The following is a 20,203-nucleotide window of genomic DNA, read 5'->3' on the forward strand; positions in this document are numbered from 1 at the left end:
AGGTATGACTTGCAATACTATAGTAGAGTGTATAAAAAATCAAAAAAATATAGGATAGGGAGAAAAACCAATGAGAATAGCAGTAATATCAGATATACACAGTAATGTATACGCACTAGATAATGTGTTAGAAGATATACAAAAAAGAAATATAGATATGACAGTTTGTACAGGGGATTTAGTAGGTTATGGAACTCGTCCAAATGAAGTTATAAATATACTAAGAAAAGAAAAAATACTTACAATAATGGGTAACTACGATGAAGCAATAGGCAACCTTAAAATAATATGTGGATGTGACTATCCAGATCCAAAGGATGCAGAGAAGGCAGGACTTTCAATGCACTTTACAGGTAGTGAAACAACTGAAGAAAATAAAGAATATCTAAGAAACTTACCTAAAGAAGCTACATTTACTTTTAATGATAAGACTATAAGATTTGTACATGGTAGTACAAGAGTTATAAATGAGTATCTAAAAGAAAGCTCAAAAGAAGCAGAAGAGGTTATGGATGATTTAGTTGAAGATATATTAGTTTGTGGTCATACACATATACCATATGCTAAATATTATGGAGAAAAATTACTTATAAATGCAGGCAGTGTAGGGAAGCCAAAAACTAATAGACCTGATGCAAACTATGTAATTATAGATATATCTTCTTCAAGTGTTGAAGTTGAAATAGTAGAAGTAGCTTATGACTTTGAAAAAACAGCAAAAGAAATAGAAGAAAATAAAATACTTCCAGATGATTTTGCGAGGCTAATAAGACAAGGAAGTTCAAAATAAGTTTAAGTTTGTGATAGAAATATTTATATGAGGGGGAATAATAATGAGTAATAACAAGAAAAAAGCTGGTATAGCAGTTGATATTAATGCTAGTAAAAACGAAAGTAGTGGAGGACTTGGGTTCTTCGAAAAATATTTAACTATATGGGTAGCACTATGTATAGTAGCAGGAGTTTTAATAGGGGTATATTTACCACAAATACCACAAACTTTAGATAAGTTTACTTATGCTCAAGTTTCCGTACCAGTAGCTATACTTATATGGCTTATGATTTATCCAATGATGCTTAAGATAGATTTTACATCTATAAAAAATGCAGCAAAACAAAAGAAAGGTTTAGCAGTTACTTGCGGTACTAACTGGTTAATAAAGCCTTTCACAATGTATGCGATATCATATTTCTTTTTAATAGTAGTATTTAAAAACATAATACCTGCTGATTTAGCAAAAGAATATTTAGCAGGAGCGGTGTTACTTGGAGCAGCTCCATGTACAGCCATGGTATTTGTTTGGAGTCATTTAACAAAAGGAAACGCAGCGTATACATTAGTTCAAGTTGCAGTTAATGACCTTATACTTTTAGTAGGATTTGTTCCAATAGTTGCACTTCTATTAGGTGTTACAGATGTTTCTGTACCAATGGATACATTATTATTATCAGTAGTATTATTTGTTATAATACCTTTTGTTGCAGGATATTTATCAAGAACTATGATAATAAAGAAAAAGGGATTAGATTACTTCGAAAATGTATTTTTAGCTAAATTCAATGGAATAACTGTAGTTGGTTTATTATTAACATTAGTAATATTATTTGCTTTCCAAGGACAAAAGATAATAGATAATCCATTACACATAGCTTTAATAGCTGTACCACTTACAATCCAAACATTCTTTATATTCTTCTTAGCTTATATTTGGGCTAAGGTTTGGAAGTTACCTCATGATATAGCAGCACCAGGTGCTATGATAGGAGCTAGTAATTTCTTTGAATTATCGGTTGCAGTTGCTATAAGCTTATTTGGACTTAACTCAGGAGCAGCGCTAGCTACTGTTGTTGGGGTACTTGTTGAAGTTCCAGTAATGCTTGCACTGGTTGCAATAGCTAATAAAACTAAACATTGGTTTGTAAAATAAAAATATAATAAATTAATTATGGTAAGTAAAAATTTAACAGAATGTTAGGGGAGACTTCCCATAATTGTATAAATTTTTAATGATAGTTTAGCAAAACTCAAAATTCCTTTTAAATATATAAATTAAAACTATAAGGAGAATTATTATGAAAATAGAGATATTTGAACCTACAATGTGTTGTACTACAGGTGTTTATAATGCTGACAAAGGTTTAAAAACTTTAATAGTAACAACAGATCCTGATGCTAACTTGTCAGATGTTTTTGAACAAGAAATAGGTCATAAAATAACTAAAATAAATAATATAGCTAATCTTTATGCTATGGAGATAGATCCAGATGAAGCTACTAATGAGTATAAAGAAAATTTAATTGCTCTTATGAGATAAATTTTTGATACAGCTCCAACAGGTCATAATATAAGACTATTAGAACTTCTAATAGATTGGTCTAAACATATAGAAGAAAGTGCACAAGGTAGAGGACAAAATTGTATGGGACCAGTACCTATGCATGATAAAGAAATAAAAGGAATAGATATGCTAACTAAAATAGGTAATGTAATATTTTAATGAATTTTAAATAACAGAGGAGATTAACATATTATGAATAACAATACTATTGAATTAGAAAAAGTAATAGACTTAGAAAAGGTAAAAGCTACAGCAGAAAAGTACTATAGAGATGGTGATTTCTATTGTTCAGAAGCAATAGTTAAAGTAATAAGAGATGAATTTAGAGTAGATATATCTGATGAAGTAATAGCTATGGCATCAGGATTTCCAGTAGGAATGGGTGGTTCTGGTTGTACTTGTGGAGCTGTTGCAGGTGGAATAATGGCCCTTGGATTATTCTTTGGAAGAAGTGAAGCGAAGGATGCAAAAGTAAGTAAAGCTATGGAGTTATCTAAAGAATTACATGACTTCTTTAAAGGAAAGAATAAATCAATATGTTGTAGAGTTCTAACAAAAGGTATGACACTTGGAGAAAAAGAACATATGGATCAATGTGTGTTCTTTACAGGTCAAGTAGCAGAGCAAACTGCAAAAATAATATGCAGAGAATTAAATATAGACACGAAATAAAATAGTGTAAAATCAACTAATGATAAAAAATGTAAGAAATATTAAAAATGATAATTTTGAATCATAATTACAAAATTGAGTGGTTGGAGTAGATTTTTTTGCAACTTGGTGTTGCCCTTGCAATATGTTGGTACCAGTATTCGAAGAGTTAGGCAATGAAATTAATAAAAGTACTAAATTTGCAAAAGTTGATATAGATTAATTGAAAAAAATATAATTTCTATTTTTATAGGGATTATATTTTTTGATTTTAAGTTATTTAAAATTAATATGAGTAGAAACATGCATACAAAAACAACATCAAAAAAAATTGATTTGAAAAAATGTATATATTTTAATTAAAAAAATATGGTACTTATAATTAATAGAATATAAAATAAGGAGCAAAATAAAATATACTCAATAATAGGTATATCAGGGAGCATGTTTCATGAATACGAAATAGTGTTCTAAAATGAAGAAAATATTTATGGCGTTAATTGAAGCTACATCTAAATAAAATGTCAAAAGAATATGTAAAACACGAAATACAAAGGAGACATAAATGAAAAAAGTGGATTTGACAAAAGGAAATGTGCTATCCGTAATTACAGCACTAGCTATACCTATAATGGGTAGTTCGCTTTTACAATTCACCTATAATTTAGTAGATATGCTTTGGGTAGGAGGTCTTGGAAGTAACGCTGTAGCCAGTGTTGGTTCATCAAGTTTTTTTATAGGACTAGGATTTTCTATAAATACATTAGTAGTTATAGGTACAGGCATAAAAGTATCACACGCATTAGGTAAAAATGAGGATAATGAGGTTAAGTCATATATAAACTCAGGTATATTTATTAATTTTATATTAGGTATTTTATATGCACTTATTCTTATTTTTTATGGAAAGTATTTTATAGGATTTTTAAATTTAGGAAATGAAGCAGTTGAAAAAGGAGCTAACTTATATTTAGCTGTAAGTGCTCCAATGTTATTTTTCTCATTCTTTAACTTAATGTATATAAGAATACTTGGAAGTTATGGACATAACTCAGGAGCTCTTAAAATAAGTGCTGTAGGTATAGTTATAAATATAATATTAGACCCTATATTTATATATATATTTAAATTTGGAGTAATAGGAGCAGCAACAGCTACTTTAGTATCCAATATAGTTATGTTTATCTTATTTAAGATAACTTCAAAAGGATTATTTAAATTTGATATTAGTATTGGAATAGATAAAAATAAAGTTTTAGAAATAATAAGATTAGGCTTTCCAATGGCATTTCAAAGAATATTATTTACATTAGTAAATATAATACTTGCTAGAATAATATCTATATTTGGATCAGATGCAATAGCTGGTCAAAAGATAGGACTTCAAATAGAATCAGTAACATTTATGATAATAGGTGGCTTAAACGGAGCTATAGCAAGTTTTACAGGTCAAAACTTTGGTGCTAAGAAGTATGATAGAATTATAAAAGGATATCGCACTTCTTTAAAAATAGGTGTAGTATATGCAGTTATTACATCGATAATATTTATATTAGTACCAGAATATATAGTAACTATTTTTATAAGAGATTCAAATACTATAGAAATTGCTAGTATGTATTTACAGATAATAGCATATTCACAAATATTTAGTGCTATTGAAATGGTTTCAAATGGTATGTTTACAGGGCTTGGGATGCCAAATATTCCAGCTGCTATAAGTATTATATTTACAGTACTTAGAGTACCAATGGCTTTAATATTTATAAAATACGTAGGAGTAAATGGTGTATGGCTAAGTATTTCAATATCAAGTGTTTTAAAAGGAATTGCATCATATGTAATGTATAGACTAAAGGTAAGAAAGGATAATAGATATGCTTAAGACAATGAAGAATTTATTTACTAAATATGAATTACTAAAAGGTAATTTTGGAATAGAAAGAGAGGGTTTAAGAGTTGATACTAATGGGAATCTATCACTAACACCTCACCCGAAACAATTTGGATATAAAATGCGTAATCCATATATAACAACTGATTTTTCAGAGAGCCAATTGGAATTAATAACACCTGCATTTTCAAACACAAAAGAAACCTATAAGTTTTTAAATGCACTTTATGATATAGTAGCAATGGAAATTAATGATGAATATATATGGCCACAATCTATGCCAGCTATAATACCAGAAGATAAAGAGATTCCAATAGCAGAGTTTTGCGGATGTGAAGAAGGCAAAATTGCAAGAGAATATAGAGAAGAATTGTTTTTAAAATACGGTGGAAAAAAGCAACTAATATCAGGAATACACTATAATTTTTCATTTAATGAAAATATTATAGAAAAATTATACGAAAATAGTGATAAGTCAAGTGATTATAAAGTTTTTAAGAATGATATATATTTAAAAGTTACAAGAAACTATTTACGTTATAGATGGCTACTTATATATCTATTAGGTTGCACAGGAGTTGTACATGAAAGTTATCAAGAAGAATGTGTTAAACAACTCAAAGAGATATCAAAAGATAGTTTCTCAAATGAAGGAGCATTATCTTATAGAAATAGTGAATGTGGCTATAAAAATAAAATAGATTTATTCCCAAATTATAATAGCGTTAAGGACTATGTTGATAGTGTTAATAAATTTATAGATGAAGATTTAATAGATACACATAAAGAACTATATGCTCCAATAAGATTAAAAGCAAAAGATCCTAAGTCTTTATTAAATTCTTTAATGAACGACGGTATAAATTACTTAGAATATAGAAGTATAGATATAAACCCATTTGAAAAATCTGGAATAGGTTTAGAAGATTTACATTTTATAAATTTATTTAATTTATTCTTATTAATTGAAGATGAAAGTGATTATGAAAATTGGCAACAGGAAGCACTTCAAAATCAAAATATTATAGCAACAAAAGGTCAAAATGATGTAGAGCTTACAAATGATGGAAAGACTATATCTAAAAAGGATTGGGGCGTAGAAATTATAAATAAGATAAGACTTATAAATGATGAACTACAGTTAGAACAAGGAGAAATAATAGAAAATATAGCTAATAAAATAAACAATTATAAAGAAACCTACACTTACAAAATTATTGAAAAAGTAAAAGAAGAAGGCTATATAAATGCACACTTAAACATTGCTAAAAAATATAAATTAGACTCATATAATAATAGATTTAAGCTAGAAGGATATGAGGATCTAGAATTATCTACTCAAATATTAATGAAAGAAGCAATAAAAAGAGGGATCAAAACTGAATTAATAGATAGAAGCGACAACTTTATATCTCTAGAGCAGGGAGACAAAGTGGAGTATGTAAAGCAAGCAACAAAAACATCTAAGGATAACTATGCAACTGTTCTTGCTATGGAGAATAAAGTAGTTACTAAAAAAATCTTACAAAAAAATAATATTAAAGTACCAGATGGAAGTGAATTTGATAGTCTAAAGGAAGCGTTAGGAGAAATTAAAAACTTTATAAATAATCCTATAGTTATAAAGCCAAAGTCTACAAACTTTGGGACAGGTATAAGTATATTCCCTCAAGGTGCTAATGAAGAAGATGTTACAACTGCATTTGAAATTGCGTTTAAGTATGATAGTACGGTTTTAGTTGAAGAATTTATAAGTGGCAAAGAATATAGATTCTTAGTTATAGGAGATAAAGTAGTTGGAATACTTCATAGAGTACCAGCAAATGCAATTGGAGATGATGTTAAGTCTATTAGAGAATTAATAGAAATTAAAAATCAAAGTCCATTAAGAGGTAAAGGATATAAGACACCTTTAGAAAAAATAGATTTAGATGAGAATGCAGCATTATTTTTAAAGCATAGAGGTCTTGATTTTGATTATATTCCTAAAAAAGATGAGGTTGTTTATTTAAGAGAAAACTCAAATATAAGTACAGGTGGAGATAGTATTGATTATACTGATGATATACCTAAAAAGTTTAAAGATATAGCTGTTAGATCATCACAAGCTATAGGAGCTAAGATTTGTGGAGTTGATATGATGATTAATAATTATAATGATGAAAGTTCAGAATATGCAATAATTGAGCTTAATTTTAATCCAGCTATTCATATCCATTCATATCCTTATGTTGGAATTGAGCGACAAATTGCTAAAGAAATATTACAATTACTAGAGTTTTAGAAGTTTAGCTTGACATAAAAACGTTTTCGGAATACAATCTTATTAAGTTTATAAAGGCAGGAGAAAAGAGAGCCTATAGTTAAATTACTATAGGGTCTCTCTGTTTTTGTTTCATAAACTATAAAAAAGGGGAGGAATAAAAGTGAAAAAAAATTTAATGGGTGAATGCTTCGCTGAATTTATTGGATCATGGGTTCTAATATTCATAGGAGCGGGATGTGTAGCATCGTTAGTTTTAGCTGGAGCAAGTATTTCTCAATGGGAAATAAGTATAATTTGGGGACTAGGTGTTACTATGGCCATATATATAACTGGTGCAGTATCAGGTACTCATATAAATCCAGCAGTAACGATTGGATTAATGGTTCATAGAAAGTTCCCTAAAGAGAAGGTTCTACCGTATATTATGGCTCAGATATTAGGATGTTTTACAGGTGCAGCGACAGTTTATTTCTTATTCCAAAATTTATTTACAAGTTATGAAGCAAAAAACAATATAATAAGAGCAAGTAGTGAAGGATTGGCGACAGCTGGAATATTCTCTACATATCCACATCCAGAGATAACTATGGTAGGAGCTTTGTTTGTAGAAATAATTATAACAATGTTCTTATTTATAGTAATTTTAGCTGTTGGGGAAGATAAAAATACTAATAAACCAGGTTCTAATTTTGGTCCAGTAATAATAGGTTTAACAATTGCTATTATAGGTGGAAGTTTTGGGGTATTAACAGGATTTGCAATGAACCCTGCTAGAGACTTTGGCCCTAAACTATTTGCAATGTTAGCAGGATGGCAATCATATGCTCTAGGTGAAAATATGTATTTCTTAGTGCCAATAATAGGACCAATAATAGGTGGGTTTATATTTGACAAACTTGTTGTTAAATACATGCCACAAAATCAAACGTTAGAGTGTGACAAAGTAGAGTAAAAAGATAATTTATAATTGTATAAAATTAAATTTTAAAGAGTATATTGGAGGGAATTATGAAAAAATATATAATGGCTTTAGATCAAGGTACGACTAGCTCAAGAGCTATACTATTTGATAAACAAGGAAATATAGTAGCAACATCTCAAAAAGAATTTACTCAATTTTATCCAAATCCAGGGTGGGTAGAGCATAATCCAATGGAAATATGGGGAAGCCAAAGTGGAGTAATGAGAGAAGTTTTAGAAACTAATGGTATAAAACCAGAAGAAGTTTCTGCAATAGGTATAACAAATCAAAGAGAAACTACTGTTGTTTGGGATAAAAATACAGGTAAACCAGTTTACAATGCTATAGTATGGCAATGTAGAAGGACATCTCAAATATGTGATGAAATAGAAGCTAAAGGATACAAGCAAAAAATAAAAGAAAAAACAGGTCTTATACTAGATGCTTATTTCTCAGGAACTAAAATAAAATGGATATTAGACAATGTTGAGGGAGCTAGAGAAAAGGCTGAAAATGGAGATTTATTATTTGGTACAGTAGATACTTGGTTAATATGGAATTTAACTAGAGGTAAAGTTCATGTTACTGATTATTCAAATGCATCAAGAACAATGTTATATAATATAAAAGACTTATGCTGGGATGAAGAATTACTTGAATTATTAAATATACCAAAGAGTATGTTACCAGAAGTTAAACCTTCAAGCTGTGTATATGGATACACTGATGAAGGAATGTTGTCAGGTGCTCAAATTCCAATAGCTGGATGTGCTGGAGATCAACAAGCTGCACTATTTGGTCAAACTTGTTTTGAAGAAGGAAGTGCTAAAAACACTTATGGAACTGGATGCTTCATGTTAATGAACACTGGAGAAAAAATGGTTGAATCTAAGAATGGATTATTAACTACTATAGCTTGGGGAGTAGATGGAAAAGTTGAATATGCTTTAGAAGGAAGTATATTTATAGCAGGAGCTGCTATCCAATGGTTAAGAGATGAATTAAAGATATTATACAATGCTAAGCAAAGTGAATTCTATGCTCAAAATGTATCTGATACAAATGGAGTATATGTAGTACCAGCATTTGCAGGTTTAGGAGCTCCATATTGGGATATGTACGCTAGAGGAGCTATAATGGGTCTTACTCGTGGGGCTAATAGAGAGCATTTAGTAAGAGCTACATTAGAATCATTAGCTTATCAAACTAAAGATGTATTAGAAGCTATGCAAGAAGATTCAGGAATAAAATTATCAGGACTTAGAGTTGACGGTGGAGCATGTGCTAACAACTTCTTAATGCAATTCCAATCAGATATATTAGGAACTGATATACACAGACCTAAAGTTGTTGAAACTACTGCATTAGGTGCTGCATACTTAGCAGGATTAGCTGTAGAATTCTATGCTAATAAAGAAGATATTAAGAAATCTTGGATAATAGATAAAGAGTTTACTCCAGAAATGTCTGATGCTAAGAGAATAGTATTATACAAAGGATGGAAAAAAGCTGTTAGCAGAACTTTAGAGTGGGCTAAAGAAGATGAAGAATTACAAAAAGAGTTAGCTTCTATTGATTGTTAACTTCTTGAATAAAAAATAATGACAAAAAAAGTAAAATATTGTATAATCAATACACAAAGAAAATGTTTAACTAAACTTAAACAAACTAAAATTAAATTATATGGCTATGAGATAAGAGAGCCTTCTATACAACTGTATAGGGGGGTCTCTGCTTTTTTACGCTTAAGGAAATTATATTGCCTAAAAAACTGTGGATAAGTTACTATATTCAAGCAATGTCAACATACTTAGTGAAAGTAAAAAAGATTTTTAGCAACGCGCAGAGCCGTTGGCGATATGAACGAAGCGAATTTTTAGGGGGGAAATATATGTATGATATAGCAATAATAGGAGCAGGAATAACTGGAAGTGCAATTGCTAGAGAGTTATCTAAATACAACTTAAATATAGTAGTGTTTGAAAAAGGTGTAGAAGTTTGTCAAGGCACAACAAAGGCAAATAGTGCAATAGTGCATGGTGGATTTGATGCTAAAGTAGGAAGTTTAAAAGCAAAATTAAATGTAAGAGGAAATGAATTATATCCTGAGCTATGCAAGGAGTTACAAGTGGAATTTAAGCAAATCGGTTCTTTAGTTTTAGCTTTCAATGAAGATGATGAAAAACATATAAATGAACTTTATAATAGAGGATTAAAAAATAATTCAAGAGGTCTTAAAATATTAAGTAAGGAAGAAGTGCTAGAAATAGAACCGAATATAAATAAAAATGTAGTAAGTGCTCTTTTATGTGAAAGTGCAGGTATAGTTTGCCCATTCAATTTAAACATTGCACTTATGGAAAATGCAATAACTAATGGTACAACTTTAAAACTTAGCTCACAAGTTATCGATATAGAAAAAAACGAAAATTATTTTAATATTAAGCTAGAAAATAAAGAAGAAATTAATGCAAAATATGTTATAAATGCAGCTGGAGTATATGCAGATAAAATAAATAATATGATAGGTGGAGATGAGTACTATATTATACCTAGAAAAGGTGAATATAAAGTACTAGATAAATCTGAGGGTAAAATAATAAATCATGTATTATTCCAATGTCCAACGAAAAGAGGAAAAGGAGTACTTGTAACGCAAACTGTACACGGAAACTTAATAGTAGGACCTAATGCTATACCTGTTGAAGATAAGGAAGATATTACAACTACTAAAAATGGGATAGATGAAATAGTACGAGACTCAAAAAAAACTATAGAAAATATAGATTTTAGAAAAACTATAACTTCATTCTCTGGACTTAGAGCAACATCAAATACAGGAGATTTTATGATATTTGCTTCAGAGAAATGTAAAAATTTTATAAACGTAGGTGGAATAGAATCGCCAGGATTAGCTTCAGCACCAGCAGTAGCAGAATATGTAATAGAAGTATTAAAAAATGAAGGTTTAAATTTAGTAGAAAAAGAAAACTTTAATCCAGTGAGAATAAAAAATAAGCCATTTTCTCACATGACTAAAGAAGAAAGAGAAGAAGTAATAAAGAAAGATGAAAACTATAAAAAAATAATATGTAGATGTGAAAGTGTAACAGAAGGTGAAATAGTAGATGCAATAAGAAGAACATGTGGTGCTAGAACTGTAGATGGTGTAAAAAGAATGGTTAGACCTGGAATGGGAAGATGTCAAGGTGGGTTCTGTGGACCTAAGGTAATTGAAATACTAGCGAGAGAGCTAAATGTAAGTGTGGAGGAAATATTAAAGGATTATGATAATTCATATATGGTAGTAGGTAAAGTAAAAGAAATGAGGGGTGAGACAGTTGAAATATAATGTTGTTGTAGTTGGTGGAGGACCTGCAGGACTTGGAGCAGCGGTAGAAGCTAAAAGAAACGGTGCTAATACAGTACTTATAATAGAAAGAGACAGAGAACTCGGTGGAATACTTAACCAATGTATTCACAATGGATTTGGACTTCATGAATTTAAAGAAGAGCTTACTGGCCCTGAATATGCACATAGATTTATAGAAATGGCTAAAGAAGAAAAAATAGACTATATGTTAAATACTATGGTTCTTAATATAAATGAAGATAAAACAATAGAAACACTAGGAGAAGATGGATTAATAGATATAGAAGCTGACGCTATAGTTTTAGCAATGGGATGTAGAGAAAGAACTAGAGGAGCAATAGATATACCAGGATATAGACCGGCAGGTGTATATAATGCAGGTGCTGCTCAGAGACTAAGTAATATGGAAGGATATATGGTAGGTAAAGAAATAGTTATATATGGCTCAGGAGATATAGGACTTATAATGGCTAGAAGAATGACATTAGAAGGAGCAAAAGTAAAAGCAGTTGTAGAAGTAAATCCACATTCTAGTGGGCTAACTAGAAATATAGTTCAATGCTTAGATGATTTTGAAATACCATTAAAATTAAGTACAGGAATAAGCTATATACATGGAAAACAGAGGGTTGAAGGGGTTACTATAAATAAATTAGATGAAAATAGAAACCCAATAGAAGGAACAGAGGAATTTATAAAATGTGATACAGTACTTTTATCAGTAGGCCTTATACCAGAAAATGAATTAAGTGTAGATGCAGGTGTAAATTTAGATATGAAAACTAATGGTCCAATAGTAAATAATACTATGACTACTAATATAGATGGAGTATTTGCTTGTGGAAATGTGGTTCATGTACATGACTTAGTAGACTTTGTTACACAAGAAAGTAAAATAGCTGGCAAAAATGCAGCACTTTATTGTTTAAATAAATCACAAAAAAATCCTACTGTAAGTACTGTAGCAAGTGAAGGTATAGGATATATAGTTCCACAAAATATTGATCCACAAAGTGAAGAAGATATTAACTTATTTATGAGAGTAAGAAGTGTTTATAGCAATAAAAAGCTTGTTGTAAAATGTGAAGATAAAGTCATATTAGAAAAGAAAAGAATTCATATGATACCATCTGAAATGGAACGTATTAAAATAAGCAAAGATTTATTAAAAAATATAACAGGCAGTATTTCTGTAAGTGTTGAGGAGGCATAATCATGGCTAATATAACTTGTATAGTTTGTCCAATGGGATGTCCATTAGTAGTAACTAAGTTAGAAAATGGATATAAAGTAGAAGGTAACACATGTAAAAGAGGAGAAAAGTACGGAGTACAAGAGTTAACTAATCCTACAAGAGTTATTACTACTACTGTAAAATTAAAAGGATCTTACTTAAATTTACTCCCAGTTAAAACAGAAGATTCAATACCAAAAGGAATGATGTTTGAAATTATGGAAGAGTTAGACAATATAGAAGTTATTGCTCCAATATATGTTGGTGATATAATAGTTGAAAATATATTAGATACAGGCGTTAATATTGTAAGTACTAAAAGTGTATAAATACTATTAAATAAGATGGCTAAGCCATCTTTTTTGTTTTCAATATACAATGGAAATTTATTGAATTATTAAACAATATAAACTAAACTTAATATTAAGGCAAAAATAAATTAATCAAAGGGGGGAATTTATGAATAATTTATTAAACCCGTATAAGAATTTACCAAAAGAAATATACATACTATTTATAGGGAAAATAGTAAACTCAATAGGTGCTTTTGTACATCCTTTAATGTCTTTAATATTAACTCAAAGAATTGGAATGTCAGCTTTTGAGGCAGGTAAATTTGTAACTTTACTTGCGATTTGCCAAGTACCTTGCATGTTACTTGGAGGAAAATTAGCAGATTCAATAGGTAGAAAAAAAGTTATAGTAATCTTTCAAAGTTTAGGAGCTGCTATGCTTATAATTTGTGGCCTAATGCCTACATCAGTATTAACTGCAAATATGATGATATTATCTTCTTGTTTTTATGCCTTATCTTCGCCAGCCTATGATGCATTAAATGCAGATTTAACAAACGAATCTAATAGAAAAGAGGCTTACTCTTTATTATATATGGGAGTTAACATAGGATTTTCTGTAGGTCCTATACTAGCAGGCCTTTTATATAAAAACTACCTACCTTTAATATTTATAGGAGATGCAATAACTACATTAATAGCGCTTTTATTATTAATAGTAAATATAAAAGAAACTAAAGGTAAAATTAACACGGATAGTGTTATAGCAGAAATAGAAGAAGATGAATACACTCATAAACCAACTATCAAAGTACTTTTCCAAAGACCTATATTAATTTTATTTCCAATAATTATGTTACTATATCAACTAGTTTACTCTCAGTGGGGATTTTCTTTGCCACTTCAAATGGGAAATATCTATGGAGTAGATGGAGCTAGATTATACGGATATTTAGGAGCTTTTAATGCATTAATAGTAATTACAACAACGCCACTATTAACTTACAAGACAAGTAAATCAAATTCAATAAATATTATGGCTATTGGAGGAGTGTGCTATGCAGCTAGTTTTTTAGTGTATGCCGTATCGAAAAATATGTTGTTATTCTTATCTGCTACTTTTGCACTGACAATTGGTGAAGTATTAGTTGCAATAAATAGTTCGGCTTTTATAGCAAATAATACTCCAGCATCTCATAGAGGTAGAATTAGTTCAATAATACCCATCGTATCTGGAGCAGGGTATGCATTTGGTCCTATGATAGTGGGAAAAGTCATAGATATAAAAGGAATTTTTGTAGCTTGGGTAATAGTAACCATTATTGCTTTAATTGGTTCAATAGGAATGTTTCTATTGAAAAAACTTAAAAATGTGAACCACTCATATTATAGCCAAGAAGCATATGGTAGAAGAGAATAAGTAATTATAAAAAACTATATCTTATTATAAGGTATAGTTTTTTGCTATAGTCGTACGATTATAAAAAAAAATAAAAAAACGTTCATTAAATATTGAAAATAAATAAAAAACTGGTATAATTGAAAGAGTAAATGACGAATTATAACATAAAAATATAAAAATTGGTTCGATGTAGGGGGATTAATATGACGGATAAAAACTCAGTTATATATCAATTAGATGGAAAAGCAAAATTAAGTCAAGCAATACCATTAGGATTACAACATATATTAGCAATGTTTGTAGGAAATGTAACTCCGCTTATAATAATAGCAAATACTCTTAGTATGGGATTAGAAGACAAAGCAGCTTTAATTCAGAGCACAATGCTTATTTCAGGACTAGTAACTTTAATTCAATGTTACAAAATAGGACCATTTGGTGCAAGGCTTCCAATAGTAATGGGTACAAGTTTTAGTTTTGTGCCAGTAATTACAGCAGTAGGAATTAAATATGGATATGAAGGTGTTTTAGGTGCTTGTTTAATCGGAGGATTTATACAAGTAATGTTGGGACAGGTTATGCAGAAATTAAGAAAGTATTTCCCACCAGTAGTTACTGGAACTGTAGTTTTAGCAATGGGCATATCTCTTTTACCTACAGGAATTAATTATTTTGCGGGGGGATTTGGAGCATCTGATTTTGGCTCAGTATCTAATTTAATACTAGGAACTATAGTATTATTAACAGTATTAATATTTAATCAGTATACAAAGGGAATAACAAGTATAGCTTCTATACTTATAGGTCTTATAGTTGGTTACATAGTAGCGATACCAATGGGGAAAGTAGATTTTTCTCAATTAGTAAGCATGTCAATGATTTCAGTTCCAATGCCTTTAAGGTTTGGATTTGAATTTCATATAGATGCAATATTTGCAATATCATGTATGTATATGGTTTCGGCAGTAGAAACAGTAGGTGATACTACGGCAATAGCAACTTGTGGAGTTGGTCGTGATGCTACGGATAAAGAGTTATCTGGTGCCGTTATGGCTGATGGTGTAGGTGGTATATTAGGAGCATTATTCTCTGTATTACCGACAACCTCATTTGGTCAAAATGTAGGTATAATAGCAATGACTAAAGTAGTAAATAGAAATGTAGTTGCAACAGGAGCTGGATTCTTGATATTAGCAGCTATATTCCCTAAATTTGGAGCAATAATATCTTTAATGCCAGCAAGTGTTTTAGGTGGTGCAAGTGTTATGATGTTTGCTATGATTGCTGTTAGTGGTATAAAATTGATAACTTCAGAGCCGTTAAATAATAGAAATAGTACAATCGTGGCGTTAGCACTTGGGATAGGTGTTGGGTTATCATTTGTACCAGGAGTATTAGCTAATATGCCAGAATCAATACAACTTATATTTGGAGATTCAGGATTAGTACTTGTAGCTTTGATAGCGGTTACTTTAAATATAGTATTACCAAAAGAACAAAATAAAAATGACATAGTATTAAACGTTGCAAAATAGAACATAAAATATCTTAATCAATAAAACCTTCACTAAATGGGAAGGTTTTTTGTTGAACTATAACACTTAATCTAGTAATAATTCATAAATAGAATATAAGTAAAAATGTTTGGAGGAGTAGAAGTGAATAAATATAAAATTAGAAGAGATAGTAAGGTTAAATAATTTTAACGGACAAAAAATAACAAAATATGACACGACAATAGAATATAATCATTACTATATATTGAAAAAATAAATTAAGGAGATGTTTATATGGAATCATCTATTCAAACAATAGCAAGTAACACATTATTAATAATATTTGCAGTGGTAGCTCTGACAGGTATTGTTTGCAGTAAAATAAGTGAAATTATAAAAATACCTGATGTAGTATTATTTTTAATTGCAGGTATTTTTATTGGGCCATCGCTTTTTAATTTTATAGATATAAGTAAATACCAAGTTGAGAATCAATTAATATTAACTTTTGGTTCAGCATTTATACTTTACTTAGGTGGAAAAGAAATAAGTTTAAAAGTACTAAAGGATGTAAAGATAACCGTTGTTTTATTATCGACTGTAGGGGTAGTAGTATCAGCATTTATAGTTGCTCAAATTGTAGGGTTAACATTTGAAGTATCATTTATGACTTCATTATTAATTGGTTCAATAGTAGCATCTACAGATCCGGCAACTTTAGTTCCAATTTTTAATCAGGTTAAGATAAAAGATAAAGTAAAGCAAACTGTTATAAGCGAATCAGCTTTTAACGATGCAATAGGAGCTATATTAACATCAGCAGTATTAACTATAATATTGTCAGGTGAATTTTCATTAACAGAGAATATTTATCAACTAGTAATTATGGTAGGAGTAGGAGTAGGAGTAGGAATGGCTACAGGAATTTTACTTTTAAAATTAGTTAATGATCAACCTTACGGAATCTTTAAAGATTTTGCACCAATTATATCTATACTTTCAGTAATAATATCTTATCAAATAGCTATAAAATTTGGTGGAAGTGGATATATGGCTTGTTTTATAGTAGGTATTATTACAGGCAATAAGAAAAACTTTAGAGTTTGGCTATCACAGAAATCTTATGACGCAGACTGTTATGTAGTAGAAACATTAGGAACCATTTGTCGTATGACAATATTTGTAATACTAGGTACACAAGTAGATTTAGTTATATTAAGTAAGTACCTTATACCATCATTAATAGTTGTATTGGGATTAATGTTTGTTGCAAGACCGATAAGTGTACTAAGTTGTGTTTTATTTGATAAGAAGGCTAAATGGAACAAAAATGAAATATTATTTATGATGTGGGTAAGAGAAACAGGAGTGATACCTGCAGCATTGTGTGGTATTATTTCGGCAATGAAAGTACCTGGATATGAAATGATTTCATCAATTGTGTTTATGTCAATTTTAATTACACTAATAGTACAAGGAAGTACTACTAAGTTAGTAGCAAAAAAACTGGGCCTTTTAGATGAAGAGGCAAAGGAATGCAAAAATATTTCAGTTAAAATATAAAATTATAAGGTACCCTGTAGTATAAAGTATCATATTAAGAATAAATATCTATAAATAAGATGATTTCTATAACTTTAGAAATCATCTTATTTAAATTTAATCAATGTATATAGTCAATATAATGAACAAATATAGTATACTTTTAATAGCAGTGTTTTGTTTTGTAGGACAATAGTATATATACTGTAAAGTTAAAAGTATCAGGAGGTTGGAATGATAAAAAAGGTAATAACAAGATTTATAAGATTATTTGTAGGATTATTTGTATGCGCTCTGTCTATAGTGTTTATGGTAAATGCTAATTTAGGGCTATCTCCATGGGATGTACTTCATCAAGGTATAGCTGATAAAGTAGGGATAACAATGGGTACTGCATCTATATGCGTAGGTGTTGTAATAGTAATAGCAGATGTTTTATTGGGAGAAAATGTAGGCTGGGGAACTATTCTTAACATGATATTTATCGGTTTATTTTTAGATTTAATATTGTTTAGTAATATAATACCTATTTCAAACAATTTAATAATGGGAATTATAATGTTATGTATAGGAATGATATTAATGGGAATTGGGATGGTATTTTATATAGGAAGTGGATTGGGTAGTGGACCTAGAGATGGTATGATGGTAGCGCTTCAAAAAAGAACCAACAAGCCTGTAAAATTAATAAGAGGAATAATGGAATTAGGAGCTCTAATAGTTGGATACTTTCTAGGTGGTAGTGTTGGAATAGGTACACTTATAACAGCAGTAGGCTTAGGGTATTTTATACAGGCTATATTTAAAATATTTAACTTCAGAGGGGAAAATATTAAGCATAGATTTATAGTAGATGATATAAATTATTTTAAACTACAATTAAATAAAAGTGAAAAATTGCAAGTTGAAGATAGTAAATAAGTTATATAAGGATAGAATCAAAGATAATATAGAAATAGTAAAATTAATATAACAAAGATAGTAACATTTTAAAAGAAATAGTAATATAATGATTAAAAAATAAAAATATAGGAAATGATAAAAAATAAAGTATTTTAAATATTTAGAAAATTATTGCAAAAACAAAATAAGTAACCTATAATTTATTTAAATTTATAAATAAAAAATACAGTGAAAAAGAGAGTAGATTCTATGTAGATTTATAGAGAGCAAAGGATGGTGGAATCTTTGCATGAAGCTTGAATTGAAGAACACTTTGGAGTAGCTAGCCGAACCTGCAAAAGCAGTAGTAGACCTAGACGCAATCTCAGCGTTAAAGGAGAAAAAGTATCAATATTATTTATTTAATATTCGTATTTTTTCTAAAGTTGGACTTTTAAAAGTCAACTAGGGTGGTACCGCGGATAATCCGTCCCTATACATTTGTATAGGGGCGTTTTTTATTTTTGAAAAAATTATTAATGAGAGGGTAGTGATGTTCTATGAAGAGAGTATTTATTGAAGAAATAAAAGCTTCGGAGGAAGAAGTTTTACTTAAAGGATGGGTTCACAAAATAAATGATTTGGGAAAAATTATCTTTGTTAAATTGAGAGATAAGTCGGGAATAGCTCAATTAGTTTGTACAAAAGAGCAAATAGAAGATATTAGATTAGAAACTGCTATAGAGGTAAAAGGTAAAGTAAAAGAAAATAAAAAAGCACCCAATGGAATTGAGGTAGAGGTAAATGAAATAAAAGTTATATCAAAAACTTACTATGAAAAGTTGCCATTTGAAATAAATAGTTTTAAGGACAAAACAGCACTTGAAACACAACTGGACCATAGGACTATAGCTCTTAGAAGACCAAAAATTAGAGCAATTTTTAAGGTTCAAAGTGAAATTGAAACAGCCTTTAAGGATTTTCTAAAAAATAAAAAATTTGAACAAATTCATACAGCTAAAATTATAGATTCATCAACTGAAGGTGGCTCAGAGATGTTTACTATAAATTACTTTGATAGAAGAGCATTTTTGGCACAAAGTCCTCAGTTCTATAAACAAATGATGGTAGGTGCTGGTTTTGAGAGAGTATTTGAAGTAGGTCATGCATATAGAGCAGAACTTCATAATACATGGAGACATTTAAACGAATATGTAAGTTTAGATGTGGAGATGGGGTTTATAAAAGATGAATTTGAATTAATGAACTTAGAAGAAGAATTTATAAACTATTTATATAAACATCTAAAGAATACTTGCAAAAAAGAATTAGAAATATATGAAATAGAATTAACCGATGAAGTCAAAATACCTAGAATTACTTTAAAAGAAGCTCAAGAAATAATATTAGAGAAATACGACAAACAATCTCCAATTGGAAATATTGATGCACAAGGAGAAGTATTAATATCAAAATATGTAAAAGAAAAATATAACTCAGATTATGTATTTTTAACTAAGTATCCAGTAGCTAAAAGACCACTATACACTATGCCAGATGAAATAGATAACACACTTACAAAAAGCTTTGACTTAATTTTTGATGGACTTGAAATTACAACTGGAGGTCAAAGAATAAATGATTATTTCATGATCAAAGAAAATATAATAAAATTCGGATTAAAACCTGAAGATTTTGAGTTTTATACAGAAACCTTTAAATATGGAATGCCTCCGCATGGTGGATTTGCAATAGGTCTTGAAAGATTAACTATGAAAATATTAAAACTTTCAAATATTAGAGAAGCAACATTAGTACCAAGAGATATGAAAAGATTAACTCCATAAATTTAAGTATTATATAGAAAGG

General features: G+C 29.5%; 16 protein-coding genes, 1 pseudogene and 1 other annotated feature. All 17 genes and pseudogenes read left to right on the plus strand.

Annotated elements, in window-relative coordinates; all coding sequences use genetic code 11:
* Positions 1-70 precede the first annotated feature (70 nt).
* Positions 71-790: a metallophosphoesterase family protein gene (locus tag ACRC03_RS09740; protein WP_438652373.1), complete on the plus strand. Its 720-nt coding sequence runs from the start codon at positions 71-73 to the stop codon at positions 788-790.
* A 43-nt stretch (positions 791-833) separates the two neighbouring features.
* Complete coding sequence (gene arsB / locus ACRC03_RS09745) at positions 834-1,928, plus strand: ACR3 family arsenite efflux transporter (RefSeq protein ID WP_438652374.1); 1,095 nt, start codon at positions 834-836, stop codon at positions 1,926-1,928.
* A 172-nt stretch (positions 1,929-2,100) separates the two neighbouring features.
* Positions 2,101-2,499: pseudogene (locus tag ACRC03_RS09750) on the plus strand (ArsA-related P-loop ATPase).
* Between the two features lie 33 nt (positions 2,500-2,532).
* The gene (locus tag ACRC03_RS09755) at positions 2,533-3,012 is read left to right on the plus strand and encodes a C-GCAxxG-C-C family protein (protein WP_438652375.1); all 480 of its coding nucleotides are present in this window, start codon (positions 2,533-2,535) and stop codon (positions 3,010-3,012) included.
* Positions 3,013-3,091: 79 nt separating this feature from the next.
* On the plus strand, positions 3,092-3,214 hold the full coding sequence (locus ACRC03_RS09760; protein WP_438652376.1) for a thioredoxin domain-containing protein: 123 nt from the start codon (positions 3,092-3,094) through the stop codon (positions 3,212-3,214).
* Between the two features lie 342 nt (positions 3,215-3,556).
* A complete protein-coding gene (locus ACRC03_RS09765) occupies positions 3,557-4,876 on the plus strand; it encodes an MATE family efflux transporter (protein ID WP_438652377.1) in 1,320 nt (439 codons plus the stop codon).
* Between the two features lie 4 nt (positions 4,877-4,880).
* A complete protein-coding gene (gshAB, locus tag ACRC03_RS09770; RefSeq protein ID WP_438652378.1) occupies positions 4,881-7,169 on the plus strand; it encodes a bifunctional glutamate--cysteine ligase GshA/glutathione synthetase GshB in 2,289 nt (762 codons plus the stop codon).
* Between the two features lie 142 nt (positions 7,170-7,311).
* Positions 7,312-8,103 carry an MIP/aquaporin family protein gene (locus ACRC03_RS09775; protein ID WP_438652379.1) on the plus strand — a complete coding sequence of 264 codons (792 nt, stop codon included), beginning with the start codon at positions 7,312-7,314 and terminating at the stop codon, positions 8,101-8,103.
* Positions 8,104-8,159: 56 nt separating this feature from the next.
* Positions 8,160-9,695, plus strand: a complete 1,536-nt coding sequence (gene glpK, locus ACRC03_RS09780; RefSeq protein ID WP_438652380.1) for a glycerol kinase GlpK — start codon at positions 8,160-8,162, stop codon at positions 9,693-9,695.
* Positions 9,696-10,003: 308 nt separating this feature from the next.
* Positions 10,004-11,464, plus strand: a complete 1,461-nt coding sequence (locus ACRC03_RS09785) for an NAD(P)/FAD-dependent oxidoreductase (protein ID WP_438652381.1) — start codon at positions 10,004-10,006, stop codon at positions 11,462-11,464.
* Positions 11,454-12,698, plus strand: a complete 1,245-nt coding sequence (locus ACRC03_RS09790; RefSeq protein WP_438652382.1) for an NAD(P)/FAD-dependent oxidoreductase — start codon at positions 11,454-11,456, stop codon at positions 12,696-12,698. Before ACRC03_RS09785 ends, ACRC03_RS09790 begins: the two co-directional genes overlap by 11 nt.
* A 2-nt stretch (positions 12,699-12,700) precedes the next feature.
* The gene (locus tag ACRC03_RS09795) at positions 12,701-13,048 is read left to right on the plus strand and encodes a DUF1667 domain-containing protein (RefSeq protein ID WP_438652383.1); all 348 of its coding nucleotides are present in this window, start codon (positions 12,701-12,703) and stop codon (positions 13,046-13,048) included.
* 130 nt (positions 13,049-13,178) lie between these two features.
* The gene (locus ACRC03_RS09800; protein WP_438652384.1) at positions 13,179-14,432 is read left to right on the plus strand and encodes an MDR family MFS transporter; all 1,254 of its coding nucleotides are present in this window, start codon (positions 13,179-13,181) and stop codon (positions 14,430-14,432) included.
* Positions 14,433-14,617: 185 nt separating this feature from the next.
* Positions 14,618-15,949 carry a uracil-xanthine permease family protein gene (locus ACRC03_RS09805; RefSeq protein ID WP_438652385.1) on the plus strand — a complete coding sequence of 444 codons (1,332 nt, stop codon included), beginning with the start codon at positions 14,618-14,620 and terminating at the stop codon, positions 15,947-15,949.
* Positions 15,950-16,204: 255 nt separating this feature from the next.
* Complete coding sequence (locus ACRC03_RS09810; RefSeq protein ID WP_438652386.1) at positions 16,205-17,473, plus strand: cation:proton antiporter; 1,269 nt, start codon at positions 16,205-16,207, stop codon at positions 17,471-17,473.
* 213 nt (positions 17,474-17,686) lie between these two features.
* Positions 17,687-18,373: a YczE/YyaS/YitT family protein gene (locus ACRC03_RS09815; RefSeq protein WP_438652387.1), complete on the plus strand. Its 687-nt coding sequence runs from the start codon at positions 17,687-17,689 to the stop codon at positions 18,371-18,373.
* A 201-nt stretch (positions 18,374-18,574) separates the two neighbouring features.
* Positions 18,575-18,832: a binding site (T-box leader), on the plus strand.
* A gap of 62 nt (positions 18,833-18,894) precedes the next feature.
* The gene (gene aspS, locus ACRC03_RS09820) at positions 18,895-20,181 is read left to right on the plus strand and encodes an aspartate--tRNA(Asn) ligase (protein WP_438652388.1); all 1,287 of its coding nucleotides are present in this window, start codon (positions 18,895-18,897) and stop codon (positions 20,179-20,181) included.
* Positions 20,182-20,203: the final 22 nt, after the last annotated feature.

The sequence above is a fragment of the Romboutsia sp. genome (assembly GCF_051659545.1).
Classification (GTDB): domain Bacteria; phylum Bacillota; class Clostridia; order Peptostreptococcales; family Peptostreptococcaceae; genus JBOFOR01.